Origin of the sequence: Candidatus Pseudoscillospira sp. SGI.172, from assembly GCF_050313575.1 — a bacterium.
Taxonomy (GTDB): Bacteria; Bacillota; Clostridia; order Oscillospirales; family Oscillospiraceae; genus Vermiculatibacterium.
This window is the reverse complement of sequence record NZ_JBNPLQ010000028.1, coordinates 13,702-32,475: the sequence shown is the minus strand read 5'-3', so window position 1 is coordinate 32,475 and position 18,774 is coordinate 13,702. Positions and strand designations below refer to the sequence as shown.

Here is an 18,774-nt window from a genome sequence, read left to right as displayed (position 1 = left end):
AGGAATTACACATCAGCCGTCTTTTCGGAAATCAGTTTATAGAATGTTGTTCTCTTTGTGCCTGTTAATTCCATAGCTTTGGCGGCAGTTATCTTACCAGCTTGCCACTCTGCTATAACTTCCACCCAGTTATCCGGCTTTTGTGCTTTCGGCCTACCTAGCGCAACACCCTTTTGCTTTGCGGCGGCTATTCCATCCGATTGCCGCTGGCGGATGGTCGTGCGCTCCTGCTCTGCAATCGTCCCCAGCACTTCAATCAGGATATTGTTTACCATCTCCATGACCCACTCTTGCCCTTCGGGAAAGTCGATCATTGTTGTGGGTAGGTCAATCACTTTGAGCCGCACGCCGCTTTGCTGGAAGTATTGAAGTTCGTGCTTAATATCACACTTGTTACGGCTTAATCTGTCCAGCGACTTAATAACAAGGGTATCGCCCCGACGCAACATGGTATTCTTTAATGCCTGATAGCCTTTTCTATCTAGGTCTTTTCCGCTCTCCTTATCGGTGATTATATTTCTTTCTTCTACTCCACTTTCCATTAGTGCAATAAGTTGTCTATCTAAATTCTGTTCTTTCGTGCTTACTCTTGCATATCCCCATGTGCGGCTTTCCATTCTTTAAACCTCCCTTGTGTTCCTTGTTATACTAGTGTATCATAAGTGTTCGTAAAAGTCAATGCAATATTGCGAACATCCGTAAATTATTTCTTGACTTTTGCGAATGATAAAAAGGTAGGTTTTCTTATTGCTTTCTAATGTCCGTTAAGGTATACCTTTACGGAATGTCTTCTTTATCCTCTATCTCGTTTTCAATAGATATTACTATATCGCTCATTTTAATATCTAACGCACAACTAATTCTATATAGTGTTTCTAGTGTTGGCTTTCTTTCTCCACGCTCTATTGCACTTAAATGTGTTCTTCCTATATCAGCTAATCCACTTAATACTTCTTGTGTTATACCTTTTCTATTTCTAAATCTTGCTATTACCTCTCCAACTATTATTGGACTTAATTGCATATCGCTCATATCTTCACCCCTAAACCTAGGGTATCCTAAAATGAGCCTATCTATGAACACATATGTTGACATTTGAATACTTATGTGTTACTTTATTGGAAGGAATGCGGTGGCTCCGCATAACAAAAAAAGAAAGGATTGGTGACTATTATGGCAAAATGTGAGCGGTGTGGAAAAAGTGTGACATGGGCATTAGTACGGTATAAATGCCCGGATATAAATGGAAATAACCACGATATTTGTAAAGAGTGTTTGGACGAATGCACCAAGGCTGGCAAAGCGGCAAAATATGATTTAGAGCGCAAAACCATAGTATTTGTTGATAAAGATGACATTGAGATTAGAAAAAGATGTAATACATGTGGTCATGTGTTTTGCTATAACCCCGTAGACCTCCAAAAAAATAAACAAGAGGCTAAAAAAGCTATGTCGGCAGGATTGACCGCTGTAATGACTGCTGGAAGTCATGCAACCAGCTCAACTGCTGCAACCAGCTTAAATCGTGCCGATAATGCTATGAATCGCATTGTTGATTATGATAGATGTCCTGCATGTGGGTCTAGAAGTTTAACTGAAATCAGCAAGGAAGAATTTCAGAAAGCAGTTACTTCTAATAATACAAATCAAGCAACTTCCTCTGCTGATGAACTAAAAAAGTTCAAAGAATTACTTGACAGCGGAATTATTACACAAGAAGAATTTGACGCAAAGAAAAAACAATTACTAGGTTTATAATATATAAAGCGGCTAGTATTAAATACTAGCCGCTTTTCTATTGACAAATAAATAATAACGATATACAATCTAGGTACATTAAGCATATTATAAAAGAAAGGGGAACAAAGAATGAAAGAGATAAAAGATATTAAGGAAATCAACCTTGAATTTATTATTGGATATGTCAAAGAACAAGGGCCGGACGCTATTCAATGGCTGAAAGACTTAAAGAACAAGCCTGTACCACCAGACAAGAACGGCAGAGAACGCAAGATGTCCTTTATTGAACTCCGAAAAGAGTTTGCTATTAAATTCTTCCCCGAACTCGCCCCCAAGTCCAAGGAAAAGAAGCCCTCTATGTGGGAACAGATAGACGCCCTTTAAGACTAGTGGGAGCAGCGGGGCCAAGCAGACTAAATCAACCAAACCACCAAGCGGACGGGGAAAGCCTATCCCCGTCCGCCTCTTTACTCCACAAGGCGAGCGGAACCCCTGGCCCTTGCTCTGCTGGTGGAGCGGAACCACACCCAACTAGATCAACTTCGGCGGCGGTGGAGCGGAACAGGAGCCGCCAAGCACCGGAGGCGGCCGCAGGCCGCCGCAGGTAGTGACGGCGGCGGGTAATGCCATGATGGAGCGGAACAAGCCGTAGAGGGGCACAGAAGGCCGCTAGAGCCGTTTAAGGCGGCAAGGAATATCCAAACACCTCCAAGGGCCACAAACGGCGTAGCAGGCCGTTTAAAGGCCACACAAGCGGCGGCGGGACAAACAAGCAAAAAGGGGAGCGGCTTACTTTTGCCGCTCCCCTTTGTTCTGCTGTTCCTGCTCTACCTCTGCTGGCCTCTGCTGTTGCGCCTTGTCCTCTGGCTTGTCCATGTCTACCAACTCTTCAAATATCAGCGCAAGCGGCAAGCCGTAGTATTCACACATAGCCGTTTCCTCCTTAATCCTTGCGCCTTACTGTTTTCTTTGCTCCACTTCTTGCTATATTATCGAGCGGATTGTATTGCACAAATCTATCTCTTGCCATATCTGCGTAGATATTCATATAGTGTTCACTCATAGCAAGGGTAGAATGACCTAGTATCTTTGAAAGCTGTACCACATCACCGCCATTTAAGAACCATTCTCTAGCGAATGTATGGCGCAAGCCGTGAATATTAGATTTATTAACCCCTCTATCTTTTGTATATTGCCTATATCCTTGTGTAAGTGACACTTTAGAAAGCTGTTCTCCGCTGACATTACAGAATAAGTAATCATCTTCTTCAACATTGGCAATACGCCACATATCAATATATTCTGTTAAGTTCTTTACTAATTGCGGAGAAAGATTAGCAGTTTGCAATTTCTTATTCTTTGTATGCTGATAGAATACTTTCCCGTTTTTAAGGTCTATATCCTTCATGCGTATATCTACTAGCATTCCAAGCCTTGCACCTGTACCAACTACAAAACAACAAATTGCCCATGTTCTCCACTCTGTAAATCTTGCTTTCCGCTCTGGCTTTCTTAATAATGCTTTAACTTCTTCAACCGTGTAATCTTTTGGCATTTCCTCTTGTACTTTGATTAGCTTAATCCGAAAACGGTCTATATATTGCCTGCTTTCGTCCATACACCAGTACATAAAAGAGCGCATATCACTTAAATTGTGATTGATAGTAGCGGCTTTTAGTCCTTCATCTCTCATAGCATTAGTCCATTCAATGAACATAGAGCCGTAAATATTTCCTGTTTCTTCTGCTCTTTCTCCAAAGTATTCACAGAATTTCTTATAGGTTGTCTGATATGATTTTAGCGTTTCCTCTACTCTGCCTAGTGCTTTTTTCTCTGCTATAAATTCTTGAAAGACGCTATTTAGATATTGGTTGTTAGCCTCTGCTCTGCTAATCGTCCTTTGTACCCTTTTGCGTGTACCTGCCATATCAAAACCCCCTCTGGCAAAAAATCAAATTAAAAATTTAACTTGATTTTACCATGAGGATTATAGCATTTCAAGAAAAATCAAACTATATAAAATCAGCTTGCACAAAAAGTTAAAGCGTTGGAATATCTCACTTTTTTACACTTCTTATCTTGATTATTTTTAGAAAAATCTATCACTAGCTTTCTAAAACAGCTGCGCAGGAACGCAATAGGTACAGACCTTGACCGGAACACAGTGACGTAAAACAGCCCCGACGGATCCAGTCGGGGCTGCTGCTTCGAAGCGTGCGCGATACAGGGAAAAAAACCATGGATAGGGGGCGTTCTTGTTGCCGGGGGAGAAGGTTAAGGACGAAACGTTTCATCCTGACGCAAAAAGGATCGGATGAGCACCGCAAGGCATGGATCGATTCCCTCGTAATCAAACCCGATGAATTCCACTTCCGCCCGATAAATATCACGGCAGTTATAGCCTGCGAGATAGAATAGGCCCCACTGGGTATCCCTTGGCGTGAAGCTTGCCCCGTACAGTCCGCCGGTATAGGGGGATGAAGAAATATCAGCTTCAATGGTTCGGTATTTTCCGTTCAGCCCTTTGACGAGATGAATGATTCCGTGGACGTTTTCGGAATTGTCGGCCATATGGCGATCCGGACGATGATTCCTTCTTCCTCAAGCGCTTCGATGTCAGCCGAAAGCCTTACATCAGGAATCCTTCCTCCCACAACTTTTATGATTGACCCAAATTTTATAAGGAGTATATCATACGAGGCTCTTTGAATCTGCGTTTGGTTCCGCAGGTACCTTCATAAGGGGATCTTGCCGCAGAGCAAAAATAAGCGGTACCCGGCCCCGAAGCCAAGTACCGCTTATCTTCTTGTTGATGGGCCCCTATTCTGAAAATACGGGGGACGAAAACTCAGCTCAGCGCGGCGGTGATGATCGCCATGGAATAGACCTCCTGGGCGTTGCAGCCGCGGGAGAGGTCATTCACGGGGGCGTTCAGGCCCAGCAGGATGGGGCCGTAAGCGTCAAAGGAACCCAGGCGCTGGGCGATCTTGTAGCCGATGTTGCCGGCGTTGATGTCGGGGAAAATAAAGGTGTTGGCGTGGCCGGCCACCTTGGAGTCAGGGCACTTGGTGTGGGCCACGGCGGGAGAGACGGCGGCGTCGAACTGCAGCTCGCCGTCCACGTCGAAATCGGGGGTGGTGGCCATCAGCTTTTCATAGGCGTGGCGCATCTTGTCCACATCCTCGCCGGAGCCGGAGCCGTGAGTGGAGTAGGACAGGAAGGCCACTTTGGGGTCGATCCCGAAGACCCGGCCGCAGTGGGCCACTTCGGTGGCGATCTCCACCAGCTCGTCCTCGTTGGGCTTGATGTTGATGGCGCAGTCGCCCATGGCCAGCACGTCGTTGCCGCCGGTGGCGGAGGGACGGACCAGAATGAAGCAGGAGGAGACGATCTTGCTGCCCGGCTTGGTCTTGATCAGCTGCAGGGCGGGACGGACGGTGTCGGCGGTGGAATAGGTGGCGCCGCCCAGCAGGCAGTCGGCCTCGCCCATCTTCACCAGCATGGTGCCGAAGTAGTTGGCCTGGCGCAGCATCTTGCGGCAGTCGTCGGCGGTCAGCTTGCCTTTGCGCAGCTCCACCATTTCGGCCACCATCTCGTCCATTTTCTCGTAGGTGTCCGGATCGATGATGCGGGCGCCGCGAATGTTGTAGCCGGCCTCTTCGGCGGCGGCCTTCACCGCGTCCTCATTGCCCACCAGGATGGGAGTCAGCCAGGTTCCGGCCAGCAGGCGGGCGCTGGCTTCCAGGATACGGGCATCAGTGCCCTCAGTCAGCACGATGGTCTTGGGCGACTTCTTCAGCCGCTCGATCATCGCGCCAAATCCAAAACTTTCCATATATGCTACCCTCCAAAAAATATCTTGATACGCAAGCATCAACATTGTTCCATATTATACACCCAGCCACTGAGAAAACTCAACGGTGCAAAACATATTTTTTCAGAAAATTTTCGCTTTACATGATGTATTGTTTTGTCTATACTATACTTATTGTTTTTAAATGGAGTGTGTGTTATGGAAACCGCCAATGACTTTGCCCGTTCACTCTCCCTGCTGCGGCGGGAGAAGGGCGTCAGCCAGCGCGCCGCCGCCAAGGAGCTGGGGATCAGCCAGGCGCTGCTCTCCCACTATGAAAACGGCGTGCGGGAACCGGGGCTGGCCTTTGTCCGAAAAGCCTGTGATTACTACCGGGTCTCTGCCGACTTTCTGCTGGGCCGGACCCTGAGCCGGGACGGCACCACCATCGGGGCCGAGGAGCTCTACGATTATTCCGCGGAAAAGGACAACGTCCTCCACGGGAGCATTATGGCCACGCTGAACAAAAAGCTGCTGGTCAACTCGGTGGGGGTGCTCTTCGACCTGCTGGGCAAGACCGGCTGCAAGGGGGCCATCCAGGCCGCCTTCCAATATCTCTCCGCCGCCGTCTATCAGCTTTTCCGGTACCTCTACCGCACCCCGGGCAGACAGAGCGAGGACTTTTTCGCCGTGACCGCCTCCCACTTCGCCGTGGGCTGTGCCGGGGCCGATATGACATACTCCGAGGCCGATTATGTGGACGCGCTGGCCGAGCAGCTCCGGGAGAACGGCGCGGAGTCCTTCCCCCCCATGAACAACGACGCCTTGGCCGAGGCCTATCCCGGGACCTACCAGTCCCTGCTCCAAATCGTCCATGCCACCGGGGAACGGATCAACTACAATCTGGGGAACCGGTGGAAGGGGAAAAAGTAAACGCCGCCGTCCCGTTTTAAATTTTGGCGCTCCGCGCCTGAGAGGGAGAACATATGACAGACCAATCCAAAATTCGCAACTTCTCCATTATTGCCCACATCGACCACGGAAAATCCACCCTGTCCGACCGGCTCATCGAGGCCTGCGGCGCAGTGGAGCAGCGGGAGATGGAATCCCAGCTTCTGGACAACATGGATCTGGAGCGGGAGCGGGGCATCACCATCAAGGCCCGGGCGGTGAAGCTCAACTACAGGGCCCTGGATGGGGAGACCTACGAGCTCAACCTCATCGACACCCCGGGCCACGTGGACTTCAACTACGAAGTCAGCCGCTCTCTGGCCGCCTGCGAGGGGGCGGTGCTGGTGGTGGACGCCGCCCAGGGCATCGAGGCCCAGACCCTGGCCAACACCTATCTGGCCATGGAGCATGACCTGGAGATCCGCCCGGTGGTGAACAAGATCGATCTGCCCGCCGCCGAGCCCGCACGGGTAAAAAAGGAGATCGAGGACGTCATCGGCCTGGAGGCACAGGACGCCCCCGAGATCTCCGCCAAGATGGGCATCAACATCCAGGCGGTGCTGGAGGACGTGGTCACCCACGTCCCCGCCCCTGTGGGAGATCCCGCCGCGCCCCTGAAGGCCCTTATTTTCGACAGCCAGTACGACCCATACCGGGGCGTCGTGGTCTACTTCCGGGTGGTGGAGGGCACCGTCAAAACCGGCATGCCTATCCGCATGATGGCATCCGGCGCGGAATATGAGGTCATCGAGTGCGGGCACCTTCTGCCCCTGGGCATGGAACCCTGCGGGGAGCTCATCGCGGGGGAGGTGGGCTATTTCACCGCCTCCATCAAAAATGTGAAGGACACCCGTGTGGGCGACACCGTCACGGGCGCCGAGCGCCCGGCGGCCGAGGCCCTGCCCGGCTACCGGCCCGCCCAGGCCATGGTCTACTGCGGCATCTACACGGAGGACGGCTCCAAGTTCCCCGACCTGCGGGACGCCCTGGAGAAGCTTCAGCTCAACGACGCCTCCCTCTCCTTCGAGCCCGAGTCCTCCGCCGCCCTGGGCTTCGGCTTCCGGTGCGGCTTTTTGGGGATGCTCCACATGGAGATCATCCAGGAGCGGCTGGAGCGGGAGTTCGACCTGGACCTCATCACCACCCTCCCCTCGGTCATCTACAAGATCACAAAAACCGACGGCAAGGTGGTCATGGTGGACAATCCCCACAACTACCCCGACCCCGGCGCCATCGCCGAGGCCGAGGAGCCCTATGCCAAGGTGTCCATCATCGCGCCTCCGGATTATGTGGGCAATATCATGCCCCTCTGCCAGGACCGGCGGGGCGAGTTCAAGGACATGCAGTATCTGGACACCAACTTGGTGGAGATCCACTACTCCATGCCCCTGGGCGAGATCATCTACGACTTTTTCGACACCCTCAAGGCCCGCACCAAGGGCTACGCCTCCCTGGACTACGAGCTGGAGAGCTACCGCCCCAGCGAGCTGGTGAAGGTGGATCTGCTCCTCAACGGCGACCAGGTGGACGCCCTGAGCTTCATCGCCCACCGGGAGAAGGCCTACGCCCGGGCGAGAAGGCTGTGCGAGAAGCTCAAGGACAACATTCCCCGCCAGCTCTTCGAGGTGCCCGTCCAGGCCGCCATCGGCGGAAAGGTCATCGCCCGGGAGACCATCCGGGCCATGCGCAAGGACGTGCTGGCCAAGTGCTACGGCGGAGACATCACCCGGAAGAAGAAGCTGCTGGAAAAGCAGAAAGAGGGCAAAAAGAAGATGCGCTCCCTGGGCAGTGTGCAGATCCCCACCGAGGCGTTTATGGCGGTGCTCAAGCTGGACGAGGAGAAGTGAGACGGGGAGATTCCGTTTGGGGGGAACGTGATTGTTCCTCCTGCGTGTGTGCTCAGAAAGACCATTCTTTTCTGTGAGAAAGGAATGGCCTCTCGAACTGCGCACCCACAAGATTGCAATCACACAGCAGCCAAGCAGCACGTCCCAAAGACCCACTCCCCCGCCCATCCCCGTCAGGATAAAAAAGTGGTAGCCGAAACGTCCTCTTTGGGTTATAATAGGGTATAAGATACAGACTGGCGCTGTGTGTCCGCCGGTCCAGGAGGGATTCCTATGAAACTGATCCTTGCCATCATCAACCACGACGACGCGGGGGCCGTGACCCAGAGCCTCACCAAAAAGGGCTTCTCCTCCACCAAGCTGGCCACCACCGGCGGCTTTCTCATGGCCGGGAACGTCACCATTCTGGTGGGCGTTGACGAGGAGAAGGTCCAGACCGTCATCGACATCATCAAGGAGCACTCCCACTCCCGCAAGCAGATGATCCCCACCACCACCGAGATGAGCTACGGCTACTATCCCAGTATGCCGGTGGAGGTCACTGTGGGCGGCGCCACCATCTTTGTGGTGGACATCGAGCGCTTCGAGCGGGTCTGACATGCGGCTGGACGCCCTGGCAGGCAACGGGGCCCTCAAGCGTCAGCTCTCCGCCCAGGAGGCGGGCCGGGGGCTCTCCCATGCCTATCTCATCAGCGGAAGCGCCGGGTCGGGGAAGCGCACTCTGGCCCGGCTGCTCGCCGCTGCCTTTGTGTGCTCGGGCTCCGGCGCGGTTCCCTGCGGGGCCTGCCCCGGGTGCCGGAAGGTGCTGGGGGGCATCCACCCCGATGTGATCACCATCGGGGACGACGGAAAGGGGATCACCGTGGCCCAGAGCCGGCAGATCCGTGCCGACGCCTATGTGCGGCCCAACGAGGCGCCCCGGAAGGTGTATATCATCCAAAACGCCCAGACCATGAACGCCAGCGCCCAGAACGCGCTGCTCAAGCTGCTGGAGGAGGGACCGGCCTATGCGGCCTTCCTCCTCCTCACCGACAATCCCGCCGCCCTGCTGCCCACCGTCCGTTCCCGATGTGAGGGCCTTGCCCTCTCGCCGGTGCCGAGGGCGGAGGCCGAGGCGTGGCTGATCCGGCGTTTTCCCGGGAAAGAGCCGGAGGAGATCCGGAACGCGGCCGCCGGGTGCGGCGGGCTTTTGGGCCGGGCGGTGGAACGTCTGGAGGGGGCCCAGGGAGACGGCGCGGCCGCCGAGGCGGCCCGCATCCTCGTTGCTCTCCTGGCCAAGGGGGACGAGCTTGCCCTGGCCGCCTACTGCGTGTCTCTGGAAAAGTGGGACCGGGAAGCGCTGGCCGCACTGCTGGATCACTCGGTGGCCCTGCTGCGGGATGCACTGGCGTTCCAGGCGGGGGCCGGACAGAACGTGGGCCCGGAGGAGCGTGAGACGGCCCGGCAGGCCGCAGAGCTGTCCCGAAAGACGCTGCTGGAGAGCGCCGGGGTGCTGGAGGCTCTGCGGGACGCGGCAGAGTTCCATGTGGGAGCCGGACATCTGTGCGGTGCGCTGTCCGCCGGACTGGGACAGGCAGGCGGGTGAGCGGCGCGGCGCGCTTTTTCATTTGAGTAGGAGGTTCCACATGACAGAGATCATCGGGGTCCGCTTTAAAAGCGGCGGAAAAGAATACTATTTCGACCCCAGGGGCACCCGGGTGGCCCCGGGGGAGGAGGTCATCATCGAGACCGCCAAGGGCCTCGAGTTCGGCGTCTGCTCTCAGGCCAACACCCAGGTGGAGGACGACAGCGTGGTGCAGCCTCTGCGCCCGCTCATCCGCCTGGCCACCGACCGGGACCGGGAGGTCCTGCTGCGCAACCGGGAAAAGGAGAAGTCCGCCCTGGAGATCTGCGAGGCGAAGGTGCTCGAGCACAAGCTGGACATGAAGCTGGTGCGCTGTGAGTGCAGCTTCGACGGCAACAAGCTCCTCTTTTTCTTCACCAGTGAGGGGCGGGTGGATTTCCGGGCCCTGGTCAAGGATCTGGCGTCCACCTTTCACTCCCGTATCGAGCTCAGACAGATCGGCGTGCGGGACGAGTCCAAGATGGTGGGCGGACTGGGCATCTGCGGACGGCCCTTTTGCTGCAACGCCTTCCTGGAGCAGTTCCAGCCGGTGTCCATCAAGATGGCCAAGACCCAGGGGCTCTCCCTCAACCCGGCCAAGATCTCAGGGGCCTGCGGGCGGCTGATGTGCTGCCTGAAATACGAGCAGGATGCCTATGAGGACGCCGTGAAGCGGATGCCCAAAAACGAGTCTTTCGTTGAGACCCCCGACGGTGCCGGCACCATCAGCTCGGTGGACTATCTGCGGGAGACGGTGAAGGTGCGGCTGGAGGACACCCCGGACGCCCCTCAGAGCTATGCCGCCACCGAGCTCAACGTCATCCGCAGCGGCAAGGGCCGCCGCCCGGAGGGGTATGTGGCGCCTCCCAGGGAGCAGCTGGAGCGGCTGCGCCGGGTCACACCGCCGCCCGCCGCGCCGGAGGAATTTTCTCTCAGCGGGAGCATTGACGCGGCGCTGTCCGCCCTGGGCGGCGGAGAGCCGCGCAAGGGGGGCCAGGGCCGAAATGCCGGCCGCCGCAGGAGCGACAAGCCCCGCCAGGAGGGGCAGAGCAAGGCGGACGGCAAGCCGCGCCAGGAAAACAAGCCCAAGCAGGAGAACCGGCCCAAACAGGACGGCAGGCCCCGGCAGGAGAACCGGCCCGGGCCGAAGCCCCAGAGCAAGGAGGGTGTGCGCCCCGGCAAGAGCCCGGAGGGGCAGAGCGAGACGTCCGGCCGAAACCGGCGGCGGAGACGCCGGGGGGGCGGGAAGCCCAAAGAGGGCGGCGCGCCTGCAGGCACACAGGAGTAATCGAAAGCGGGGGAGACGGCGCAGGCCGTCTCCCCCGCTTAGGCTGTCGAAAAAGTGGCGAAGCCGCTTTTTCGAGCAGGATGCAGCCCGTTGCGCGCACGCATGGTCCGCCTTTGGCGGACCATGCGCACACTTACGGGCCGAGATGTGTTTTCTGCCACGTACACGCCGCGGCAGAAAACGGATCCCACCTCTTTCGCGCCTGCGGGCGCGAAACTCTGCGAGGCTTTTTCGACGGGCTGAGCGGGGGAGACGGCGCAGGCCGGCTCCCCCGCTTCTGGTTGTGAAAACAGGCTCCGGACCGGAAACATCCCGCGGCGTCCGGCAGGATGTTCACAAATTCTTCCTTTCTTTTCTGCTTTTCCGTGGTATACTAAATCACAATGCTTTTCAACAAAGGAGAATCGCTATGAAGGAACTGTCCTGGCATGACCGGGGACGGCTTTGGCTGCGTCTGGGCGTGCGGCTGGCGCTTACCCTGCTGGGGCTTTGGGCCATCGCCCGACTGGGGCCGCCGCTCATCTCCCTCTTTGCCCCCTTCCTGCTGGCCGCCGTGATGGCATGGATGCTCAGCCCGGTGGTAAAGTGGCTCAACCGCAGACTGCGGCTGCCTCGAAAGGCCCTTTCTCTGGCGCTGCTTCTGCTGGTCTTTGCGGCGCTGGGGGCCGGACTGTGGGCCCTGCTGGCCGGGATCGGCCGAGAGATCATTACGCTGGCTGGGAACTGGGAGAGCCTGGTGGCCAGCCTCCAGGCCACCTCTGAGGCTGTGGGGAACCTCTTTTCCAGGGGAATGGCCCTCCTCCCCGCTGCCGCGCAGGCCACGGTGGACGGACTGGTGAGCCAGTTCTTCACCTGGCTGGAGACCGTCATCCCCCGGATCCTCTCCACCGCCGTGGACTCCCTGACCGCAGTGGCCAAGGGCCTGCCCTCCTTCACCGTGGCCACGGTGGTCTTTATCATAGCCTCCTACTTTATCACGGCCGACTATCCCCGGCTGCGCAGCGGCCTGGCCGACCGGCTCCCGAACGGTCCCAGGGCCTTTTTGGGGCAGGTGAAACGGGCTGCCTCAGCCGGGTTCGGCGGCTATGTCAAGGCCCAGGTCATCCTCTCCATCGGCGTTTTCTTCATCCTGGTGGGCGGTTTCCTGCTCATCCGGCAGCCCTATGCCCTGCTGCTGGCCCTGGGTCTGGCCGTGCTGGACTTTATCCCCATTCTGGGGGCGGGGACCGTCATGGTCCCCTGGGCCGTGGTGGATCTCTTTACCGGAAATCCCCGGGGCGCGCTGGGGCTGATGGTGGTGTGGGGGCTGGTGGCCCTCTTCCGCCGGGTGGCCGAGCCCAAGGTGCTGGGGGATCAGACCGGCCTCTCCCCCATCCTCTCTCTTGTCAGCGTCTATGTGGGCATGCAGGTGGGCGGCGTGGCCGGGATGATCCTGGGCCCCGTGCTCTGCCTGGTGGTCATCAATGTGTGCCGCTCCGGTGTGCTGGACAACACTCTGCGGGACGTGAAGCTGGCCGCCGCCGACCTCTCCGCCATTTTGAAAAGCGGGAAGCCGGAAGAATCTGAAACGGAATTTTCAGACAGAGATTGACCGGAGAAAAAGTTCAAAAACGTTCCGATTTTTCTTCATTCTTTGGACACAATTCCAAGGTATTTTATAAACTGTTCCAAGAAGAAAAGAAAAAACGCAGTCAAAAGGAGCGAGACGATATGTACTACAACGACTATAATCGGGTGCATGAGGAAGACCCCATCATTACGAACAATTTCAGGGTGGACGGCGCGGAAGCCGCTACCGGGAAGCGGAAAAAGAACGCCGGGGTGAAGATCGCCGCTCTGTGTTTGGCCTGCGCTTTGGTGGGCGGCGCGGTGGGCGGCGCCGCCGTCCACTTCCTCCCCGGCGGCGGGCAGACCACTCTCTACGAGGGCACGCACACGCCGGTTGCGGTGACCATGTCCAGCACCTCCACCGATCAGGTGCTGACCATTCCCCAGATCTACGCCAACAACGTGGGTTCCACCGTGGGCATCACCACCGAACTGGTGACCACCAATTTCTGGGGGCAGCCCGTGAAATCCGCAGCTGCGGGCTCCGGCTTCGTCGTGACGCAGGATGGCTATATCCTGACCAACTACCATGTCATTGCCGGCGCGTCCTCCATCAAGGTGGCCTTTGTGGACGGGACCACCTATGATGCCGCCCTGGTGGGCGGGGAGGAGGCCAACGACATCGCTGTGCTGAAGATCGAGGCCGCCGGCCTCACCCCCGTCACCCTGGGCGACTCTGACAATCTGGTGGTGGGCGAGCAGGTGGCCGCCATCGGCAATCCCCTGGGCGAGCTGACGTATACCCTCACCGCCGGCTACGTCTCCGCCAAGGACCGCTCCATCACCATGGAAAACGGCGAGATCATGAATATGATCCAGACCGACACCGCCATCAACTCCGGCAACTCCGGCGGACCGCTGTTCAACATGTACGGCCAGGTGGTGGGCATCACCAGCGCCAAATACTCCAGCTCCGCCAGTTCATCCAACGCCTCCATTGAGGGCATCGGCTTCGCCATCCCCATCAACGACGTGAAGGACATGGTCAAATCCATCATGGAGAACGGATACGTCACCGGCAAACCCAACGTGGGCATCCTGATGAACGATGTCTCCAGCGATGCCACCCAGCGCTACGGCATCCCCGCGGGCGCCTACGTGGAGGCCGTGCTGGAGGGTTCCTGCGGCGAGAAGGCCGGACTTAAGACCGGCGACGTCATCACCGCCGTGGGCGACACCGCAGTCACCAGCAGCGATCAGCTCAAGTCCATTGTGAAAAACTACAAGGCTGGGGACACGGTCTCCTTCACCATCTACCGGGGCGGCAAGACCCAGACCCTTTCCATCGTTCTGGACGAGAACAACAAGGAGCGGGAGCAGGCCATGTCCCAGCTCCAGCAGAGCTATCAGAACACCCAGCAACAGCAGTCCTCCGCCCAGCACCAGCAGCAGGGCGGCTATTCCTGGCCCTTCGGCTTCGGCTGGTAAGACAGGTTTTTTCCCCCGGCGGTCTCAGACCGCCGGGGTTTTTCACGTTCCCGGGTCAAAGCGGCGGGACGTCATATCCATCCCTCCAGGCGCATACAGTGTAACACAAACCAAAGAACTGCGGGAGGGACAAGCAATGAGAAAAAAAATCAAATGGGGGCGGCTGTTTCGGCGGTCGGCCGCTCTGTTTCTGGCCACCATGGGACTGTGGCTGCTTCTCATAGGCGCCGGGGCGGGCGCAGCGTCGGGGGCGGCCGAGGCGCTGGGGGGCAGCGGGGACTTTGTCAGCGCCGCCCTGCGCACCGAGCTGGGGCCCGCCCGGGCCGACCCCCTCTCCTTCTGGGGGCGGCTGGCGGTGGACCAGTCGCCCCTGCTGGTCGCCAATCCCGGGCGGGAGACGGAGCCTGCGCCCTCTGCGGAGCCCCTTCCCAACGCGCAGCCCGCCCCCGACCACGACGACATCACCGAGGCACCTGAGACCACCACCGCGCCGGGGGACATCGTAGAGCGCACCCTGGTGCCCACCACCACCGAGGGCTATGTCACGGGAGCGGGGCTCTACCTGTATAACCGAACCGGCCTCCCGGTGGATCTGCTGGGGGTGCTGAAGCAGAGCCTGAGCTTTACCCTGGCTCCCGCCCCGGACGGTCCGCAGATCCTCATCATTCACACCCACGCCACGGAAGCGTATACCCAGGACGGCACCGATATATATACCCCCAGCGACAACAACACCCGCACCCTGGATGAGGCCCACAACATGATCCGGGTGGGGGACGAGATGGAGCGGGTCTTTACCGAGATGGGCCTGTCGGTCCTCCACGACCGGAGCGTCTACGACTATCCTCAGTACAACGGCTCCTACGGCCGGTCGGGCCCGGCGGTGCAGAACTATCTGGCCCAGTACCCCACCATCCGCCTGGTGCTGGATGTTCACAGGGACGCCCTGGTGGGAAGCGACGGTACGGTGTACAAAGCGGTGACCACCGTGGACGGGGTCAAAACAGCCCAGGTCATGCTGGTGGTGGGCAGCAGCGCGGGAGGGGGCGAGCACCCCAACTGGATGCAAAATCTGGCCCTGGCCGCCCGGCTGCAAAAGAGCCTGGACACCCTCTACCCCACCCTGGCCCGGCCCATGACCCTGCGGCAGTCAGTCTACAACCAGAACCTCTCCCCCGGCTCTCTTCTGGTGGAGGTGGGCAGTCACGGCAATACCCTTCAGGAGGCGCTGGCCGGGGCCCGGCTCTTTGCCCGGGCGGCCGGGTCCGTGTTCCTCTCCCTGGCGGCGGAGTGACGGCTTCTCCAGCAAAAATCCCCGCGGCTCTCCTGGCGGGAGCCGCGGGGATTTCCCTGTCTTATCGTCTCAGGTAGTTCCAGAGCATCGTTGCGCCCTCGGCCCGGACTGCGGGACGGTCCGGGGCAAAGTTTCCGGCAGAGTCGCCCGTTACCACGCCCAGGCCCTGGGCCAGGGCGGCATAGCCCAGATCGGCCGCCGGAATGGCGGCGGCGTCCTTAAAATCACAGCGGTAGATCCCATGCAGACGGGCCACGCTGCCGTAACCCAGGCTGTTGAGCAGCAGCCTGACCGCGTCCATGCGGGTGAGAAGCGCCTCGTCCGCCCGTTCCTCCCGGGAGAGGATGCCCTGCCGGAAGGCGTAGCGGTAGAGATCGTCCACATCCCCGGTCTCGGGGTCGAAGAGATAGCCGCCGGCACTGGCCAGCAGCGCCACATAGTCCAGCTGGGTCAGGGGCTGGCCGGGGCGGGCCTTGCCGCCCAGCCAGCCCACCCGGTAATCGGCCAGCTGGAGGAGTGCGGAGCGGGCCCAGTGGCCGTCCAGATCGTCGTAGCGGACAGACACTGCCTCCCAGGTGTCCGCCGCGATCAGCGCTCCGGTCCGGGCATCCACCCCGGTGTACCAGAGATCCTGTTCTCCCAAAGCGTAGCCGGGCTTGAGGGCGTTGAAATAGCGGTATCCCGCTTCCAGCAGAGGGGCAAATTCCTCGGCGGACAGGTCCAGCTCCACCGGGACGGCCACATAGGCCAGTTCCACGGGATAGCTGCCCGCCCAGATGTCCAGCGCGGCTGATTCGCTGATGAGGCCGTCGGCGGGGGCAAAGGTCACGGAGTCGTCAAAGGTCCGGGAGAAACCCACGATAGAGCCGTCCAGAGCACTGACCTCCACCTGGAGAGCGTTGTCCGGGAAGAAATAGCCGTTTGCCTTCTGCGCGAAGGTGAAAATGTTGACAGGCTCGCCGCTCTGCTGTGCCTCCGGCTGGTAAAGAGCGGTCTTGGCAAACTGGTCGGGCCAGAGCGCCTTGAAAAAGGCCTCACCCCTGGCCTGGGAGGCGGATGGGGTGAGTTTGGAGACAGCGGACTCGTCATAGGGATCGTAGCCGGACATGGACTCCAGCGCGCCGGTCCGGGCATCCACCGATACCATCCGGCGGCAGATCCCCAGGGCGGTTTTTTTGCCATAGGTCAGCCGGGCGGTGACTTCATCGGTCTCCCGATCCACAAAGTAGCGGGTCTCGGAGAGCTGATAGGCGCTCAGTCCCAGCTCTTTCCAGGCCCGGACGGCCTGGTCCAGCGCTGCCTGATCCAGAGTTCCCTTCAGCTGCGCGGCACCCTCCAGCTCCGCCTCGGTCAGGCCGCTGTCGGCGGCGGACTCGGCGGCGTTGGCCTTGTCGGCGCCGCCCGCCCCGCCCGTCTGGGCCAGTTTTTCCCGGAGCGCGGTCAGATCCACCAGAGCGCCTGAAGCGGCGTCCACGTAAAAGTCATGTCCGCTCTCGGGCAGATAGCGGAGAACCGCCGGTTCTCCCTCCCCCGCCCGGACATATTCCAGCCGCAGAGACAATGTGGTCTTTAAGAGCGCGGCGGCCGCGGAAGCATCGAGCTTCGCCGCAGGCGCGGGGAGCGCCCCGGCGTATTCAGAGGGATCGTCCCGCCAGAAAGAGGTCACCGCGCCGTCGGACAGCCGGACCCGGAGACGGAAATTCAGCGGCGCAGGCAGGCCGTTGAGGCGGATGCTTCCCCAGAAGGAGCGGGCGGAGGAAGAAAGGGATTCGTCTCCCCCCTCCTCAAAAACGGCCGCCTCCCCGTCTGTCAGCACGCGATCCAAAAATGCTTCGGCATAGGTCCGGGCCTGGGCGCGGCCCATGGCGGGAAAGCTGGGACCGAAATCACTTTGCCCGCCATGAGTCTCTTCCCAGAGATCCATGGAGAGGACCTTGCCCGCCTCAGTGGCGGTGACCGAGAGATTTTTGTCCTCCCCGCTCCAGCTCAGCTCCCAGCGGGTCCCCAGCGGAGTCTCGGTGGGCTCCCCGGAAAATTGGGCGTAGTCGTCCGGTATGGACAGTGTGCTTTTTACCGCCTGGGTCACCCGGATCAGACGGGCGTCTGAGGCCTTTGCTCCCTCGGCGAGAGCAGAGGTTCCCAGAGATGTGCCCAGGACCACCGCCAGTGCGGCGGCGGCAAGTCTGCGCAATTTCATGTTTTCAACCTCCCAGTTCAGGCAGTCAGCCTGTTTTGACCATTTAGACGCATAGAAGTTAAAAAAGTTTCCACAACTGGAAGATTTTTAAAAAATTGAAAAACTGCTTGACAGGATAGAACAAATGTTGTATATTTTGGAGGAACGGATGTTCTAACAATGATTGGAAATAGAAAAAGTCCTCTTTTTGGGACTCTTTCTTTGCTATACTGGGGTCAAATCAGCAGAACAGGAGGTCGCGCATATGGATACGGTCTATTATAATCTCACGGCCCGCAGGGTCAGGGTCAGCGGAGGACCCGATTTGCTGAAATTTTCCCCCGCCCCGGCGGAAGCGCCCGCCGGTGAGGTGCTGGACTTTCAGCGCTGCCGCCGAAAGCTGGAGACCAAAGCTGCGCTGGCGCAGCTCCGGGAAGCAGAGGAAGAAAGCCGGGATTCGGAAACGGAGGAATCGGAAGTTTCCTTTCCCGGGCTTCGCCGGGAGCGTGCGGCGGGCTGGCTGGAGCTGTGCGCCTCCCTTTCCGTGATTGCGGTGAGTGCCGCTGCAGTGGCCGCTTTTCTTATTACTATATAAATGCGGTGTAAATGGAGAGACCGCGGCCTTTCTGACGGACGAAAAGGGTGCGGTGTGCTGAAAAACAGAAAAGATACAGCGACGGGGCCGCAGCCCTGCCGCTGTATCTTTTTTTGCGCTGCCGTTATCTGCCTTTGTATTTTCGACGGGTGGCGATCCCGCCCCGTATGTGCCGTTCGGCCTTGTTCTCCTCCAGCACCGCCTTGGCCTGGAGGTAAAGGGGGCGGTTAAATGTGGGCAGCCGCTCCGACAGGTCTTTATGTACGGTCGATTTGCTGACGCCGAACTTGGCCGCGGCCGCGCGGACGGTGGCCCGGTTCTCTATGATGTACTGGGCGAGCCGGACGGCCCGCTCCTCCATGTTCCCTTTCACGCGCAACACTCCCCATGTGTTCGTCCTGTGAAAGGTATATGTGGCACAGTCAGAAAATATGAAACGCCCGAGCGCTTC

The 18,774-nt window shown here is 58.3% G+C and carries 19 protein-coding genes; 11 read left to right on the top strand and 8 right to left on the bottom strand.

Going from position 1 to position 18,774, the window contains the following annotated elements; genetic code table 11:
- Positions 1-5 precede the first annotated feature (5 nt).
- Both ACQRD3_RS10770 and ACQRD3_RS10765 read right to left on the bottom strand, forming a co-directional pair.
- Positions 6-617, bottom strand: a complete 612-nt coding sequence (locus ACQRD3_RS10770) for a recombinase family protein (protein WP_427781391.1) — start codon at positions 615-617, stop codon at positions 6-8.
- Positions 618-777: 160 nt separating this feature from the next.
- Positions 778-1,095, bottom strand: coding sequence for a helix-turn-helix domain-containing protein (locus ACQRD3_RS10765; protein WP_427781390.1), 318 nt, complete (start codon positions 1,093-1,095; stop codon positions 778-780).
- 78 nt (positions 1,096-1,173) lie between these two features.
- Between ACQRD3_RS10765 and ACQRD3_RS10760 the strand changes: the two genes are divergently transcribed.
- Together ACQRD3_RS10760 and ACQRD3_RS10755 are read left to right on the top strand one after the other, a co-directional pair.
- The gene (locus tag ACQRD3_RS10760) at positions 1,174-1,758 is read left to right on the top strand and encodes an SHOCT domain-containing protein (protein ID WP_427781389.1); all 585 of its coding nucleotides are present in this window, start codon (positions 1,174-1,176) and stop codon (positions 1,756-1,758) included.
- 111 nt (positions 1,759-1,869) lie between these two features.
- Complete coding sequence (locus tag ACQRD3_RS10755; protein ID WP_427781388.1) at positions 1,870-2,124, top strand: hypothetical protein; 255 nt, start codon at positions 1,870-1,872, stop codon at positions 2,122-2,124.
- A gap of 405 nt (positions 2,125-2,529) precedes the next feature.
- Here the strand turns inward: ACQRD3_RS10755 and ACQRD3_RS10750 are convergent, their stop codons facing one another.
- From ACQRD3_RS10750 to pta, 4 genes are all read right to left on the bottom strand, one after another.
- Positions 2,530-2,670 (bottom strand): hypothetical protein, encoded by a 141-nt coding sequence (locus tag ACQRD3_RS10750; protein WP_427781387.1) that lies wholly within the window; start codon positions 2,668-2,670, stop codon positions 2,530-2,532.
- Positions 2,671-2,683: 13 nt separating this feature from the next.
- The gene (locus tag ACQRD3_RS10745; protein WP_427781386.1) at positions 2,684-3,667 is read right to left on the bottom strand and encodes a tyrosine-type recombinase/integrase; all 984 of its coding nucleotides are present in this window, start codon (positions 3,665-3,667) and stop codon (positions 2,684-2,686) included.
- 347 nt (positions 3,668-4,014) lie between these two features.
- Entirely contained in the window at positions 4,015-4,311 is a 297-nt protein-coding gene (locus ACQRD3_RS10740; protein ID WP_427781385.1) for a hypothetical protein, read from the bottom strand.
- Positions 4,312-4,588: 277 nt separating this feature from the next.
- The gene (pta, locus tag ACQRD3_RS10735) at positions 4,589-5,575 is read right to left on the bottom strand and encodes a phosphate acetyltransferase (protein ID WP_427781384.1); all 987 of its coding nucleotides are present in this window, start codon (positions 5,573-5,575) and stop codon (positions 4,589-4,591) included.
- A gap of 177 nt (positions 5,576-5,752) precedes the next feature.
- On the opposite strand from pta, the gene ACQRD3_RS10730 reads away from it, so the two are divergent.
- The 8 genes from ACQRD3_RS10730 to spoIIP all read left to right on the top strand — a co-directional run bounded on the left by ACQRD3_RS10730 (position 5,753) and on the right by spoIIP (position 15,552).
- Complete coding sequence (locus ACQRD3_RS10730) at positions 5,753-6,466, top strand: helix-turn-helix domain-containing protein (RefSeq protein ID WP_080906311.1); 714 nt, start codon at positions 5,753-5,755, stop codon at positions 6,464-6,466.
- 53 nt (positions 6,467-6,519) lie between these two features.
- Positions 6,520-8,331 (top strand): translation elongation factor 4, encoded by a 1,812-nt coding sequence (gene lepA, locus ACQRD3_RS10725; RefSeq protein ID WP_427781383.1) that lies wholly within the window; start codon positions 6,520-6,522, stop codon positions 8,329-8,331.
- A gap of 273 nt (positions 8,332-8,604) precedes the next feature.
- On the top strand, positions 8,605-8,928 hold the full coding sequence (locus ACQRD3_RS10720) for a cyclic-di-AMP receptor (RefSeq protein ID WP_080906313.1): 324 nt from the start codon (positions 8,605-8,607) through the stop codon (positions 8,926-8,928).
- A 1-nt stretch (position 8,929) separates the two neighbouring features.
- On the top strand, positions 8,930-9,916 hold the full coding sequence (locus ACQRD3_RS10715; RefSeq protein WP_427781382.1) for an ATP-binding protein: 987 nt from the start codon (positions 8,930-8,932) through the stop codon (positions 9,914-9,916).
- A 40-nt stretch (positions 9,917-9,956) separates the two neighbouring features.
- The gene (locus ACQRD3_RS10710; RefSeq protein ID WP_427781381.1) at positions 9,957-11,222 is read left to right on the top strand and encodes a PSP1 domain-containing protein; all 1,266 of its coding nucleotides are present in this window, start codon (positions 9,957-9,959) and stop codon (positions 11,220-11,222) included.
- A 409-nt stretch (positions 11,223-11,631) separates the two neighbouring features.
- Positions 11,632-12,813: a sporulation integral membrane protein YtvI gene (ytvI, locus tag ACQRD3_RS10705; RefSeq protein WP_427781380.1), complete on the top strand. Its 1,182-nt coding sequence runs from the start codon at positions 11,632-11,634 to the stop codon at positions 12,811-12,813.
- A gap of 119 nt (positions 12,814-12,932) precedes the next feature.
- Positions 12,933-14,258, top strand: a complete 1,326-nt coding sequence (locus ACQRD3_RS10700; protein ID WP_427781379.1) for a S1C family serine protease — start codon at positions 12,933-12,935, stop codon at positions 14,256-14,258.
- A gap of 136 nt (positions 14,259-14,394) precedes the next feature.
- Positions 14,395-15,552 carry a stage II sporulation protein P gene (spoIIP, locus tag ACQRD3_RS10695; RefSeq protein WP_427781378.1) on the top strand — a complete coding sequence of 386 codons (1,158 nt, stop codon included), beginning with the start codon at positions 14,395-14,397 and terminating at the stop codon, positions 15,550-15,552.
- A 61-nt stretch (positions 15,553-15,613) separates the two neighbouring features.
- Here the strand turns inward: spoIIP and ACQRD3_RS10690 are convergent, their stop codons facing one another.
- On the bottom strand, positions 15,614-17,749 hold the full coding sequence (locus ACQRD3_RS10690; protein ID WP_427781377.1) for an S-layer homology domain-containing protein: 2,136 nt from the start codon (positions 17,747-17,749) through the stop codon (positions 15,614-15,616).
- 244 nt (positions 17,750-17,993) lie between these two features.
- Between ACQRD3_RS10690 and ACQRD3_RS10685 the strand changes: the two genes are divergently transcribed.
- Positions 17,994-18,323, top strand: a complete 330-nt coding sequence (locus tag ACQRD3_RS10685) for a hypothetical protein (RefSeq protein WP_080906318.1) — start codon at positions 17,994-17,996, stop codon at positions 18,321-18,323.
- 124 nt (positions 18,324-18,447) lie between these two features.
- Here the strand turns inward: ACQRD3_RS10685 and spoIIID are convergent, their stop codons facing one another.
- The gene (gene spoIIID / locus ACQRD3_RS10680) at positions 18,448-18,696 is read right to left on the bottom strand and encodes a sporulation transcriptional regulator SpoIIID (protein ID WP_427781376.1); all 249 of its coding nucleotides are present in this window, start codon (positions 18,694-18,696) and stop codon (positions 18,448-18,450) included.
- Positions 18,697-18,774 lie beyond the last annotated feature (78 nt).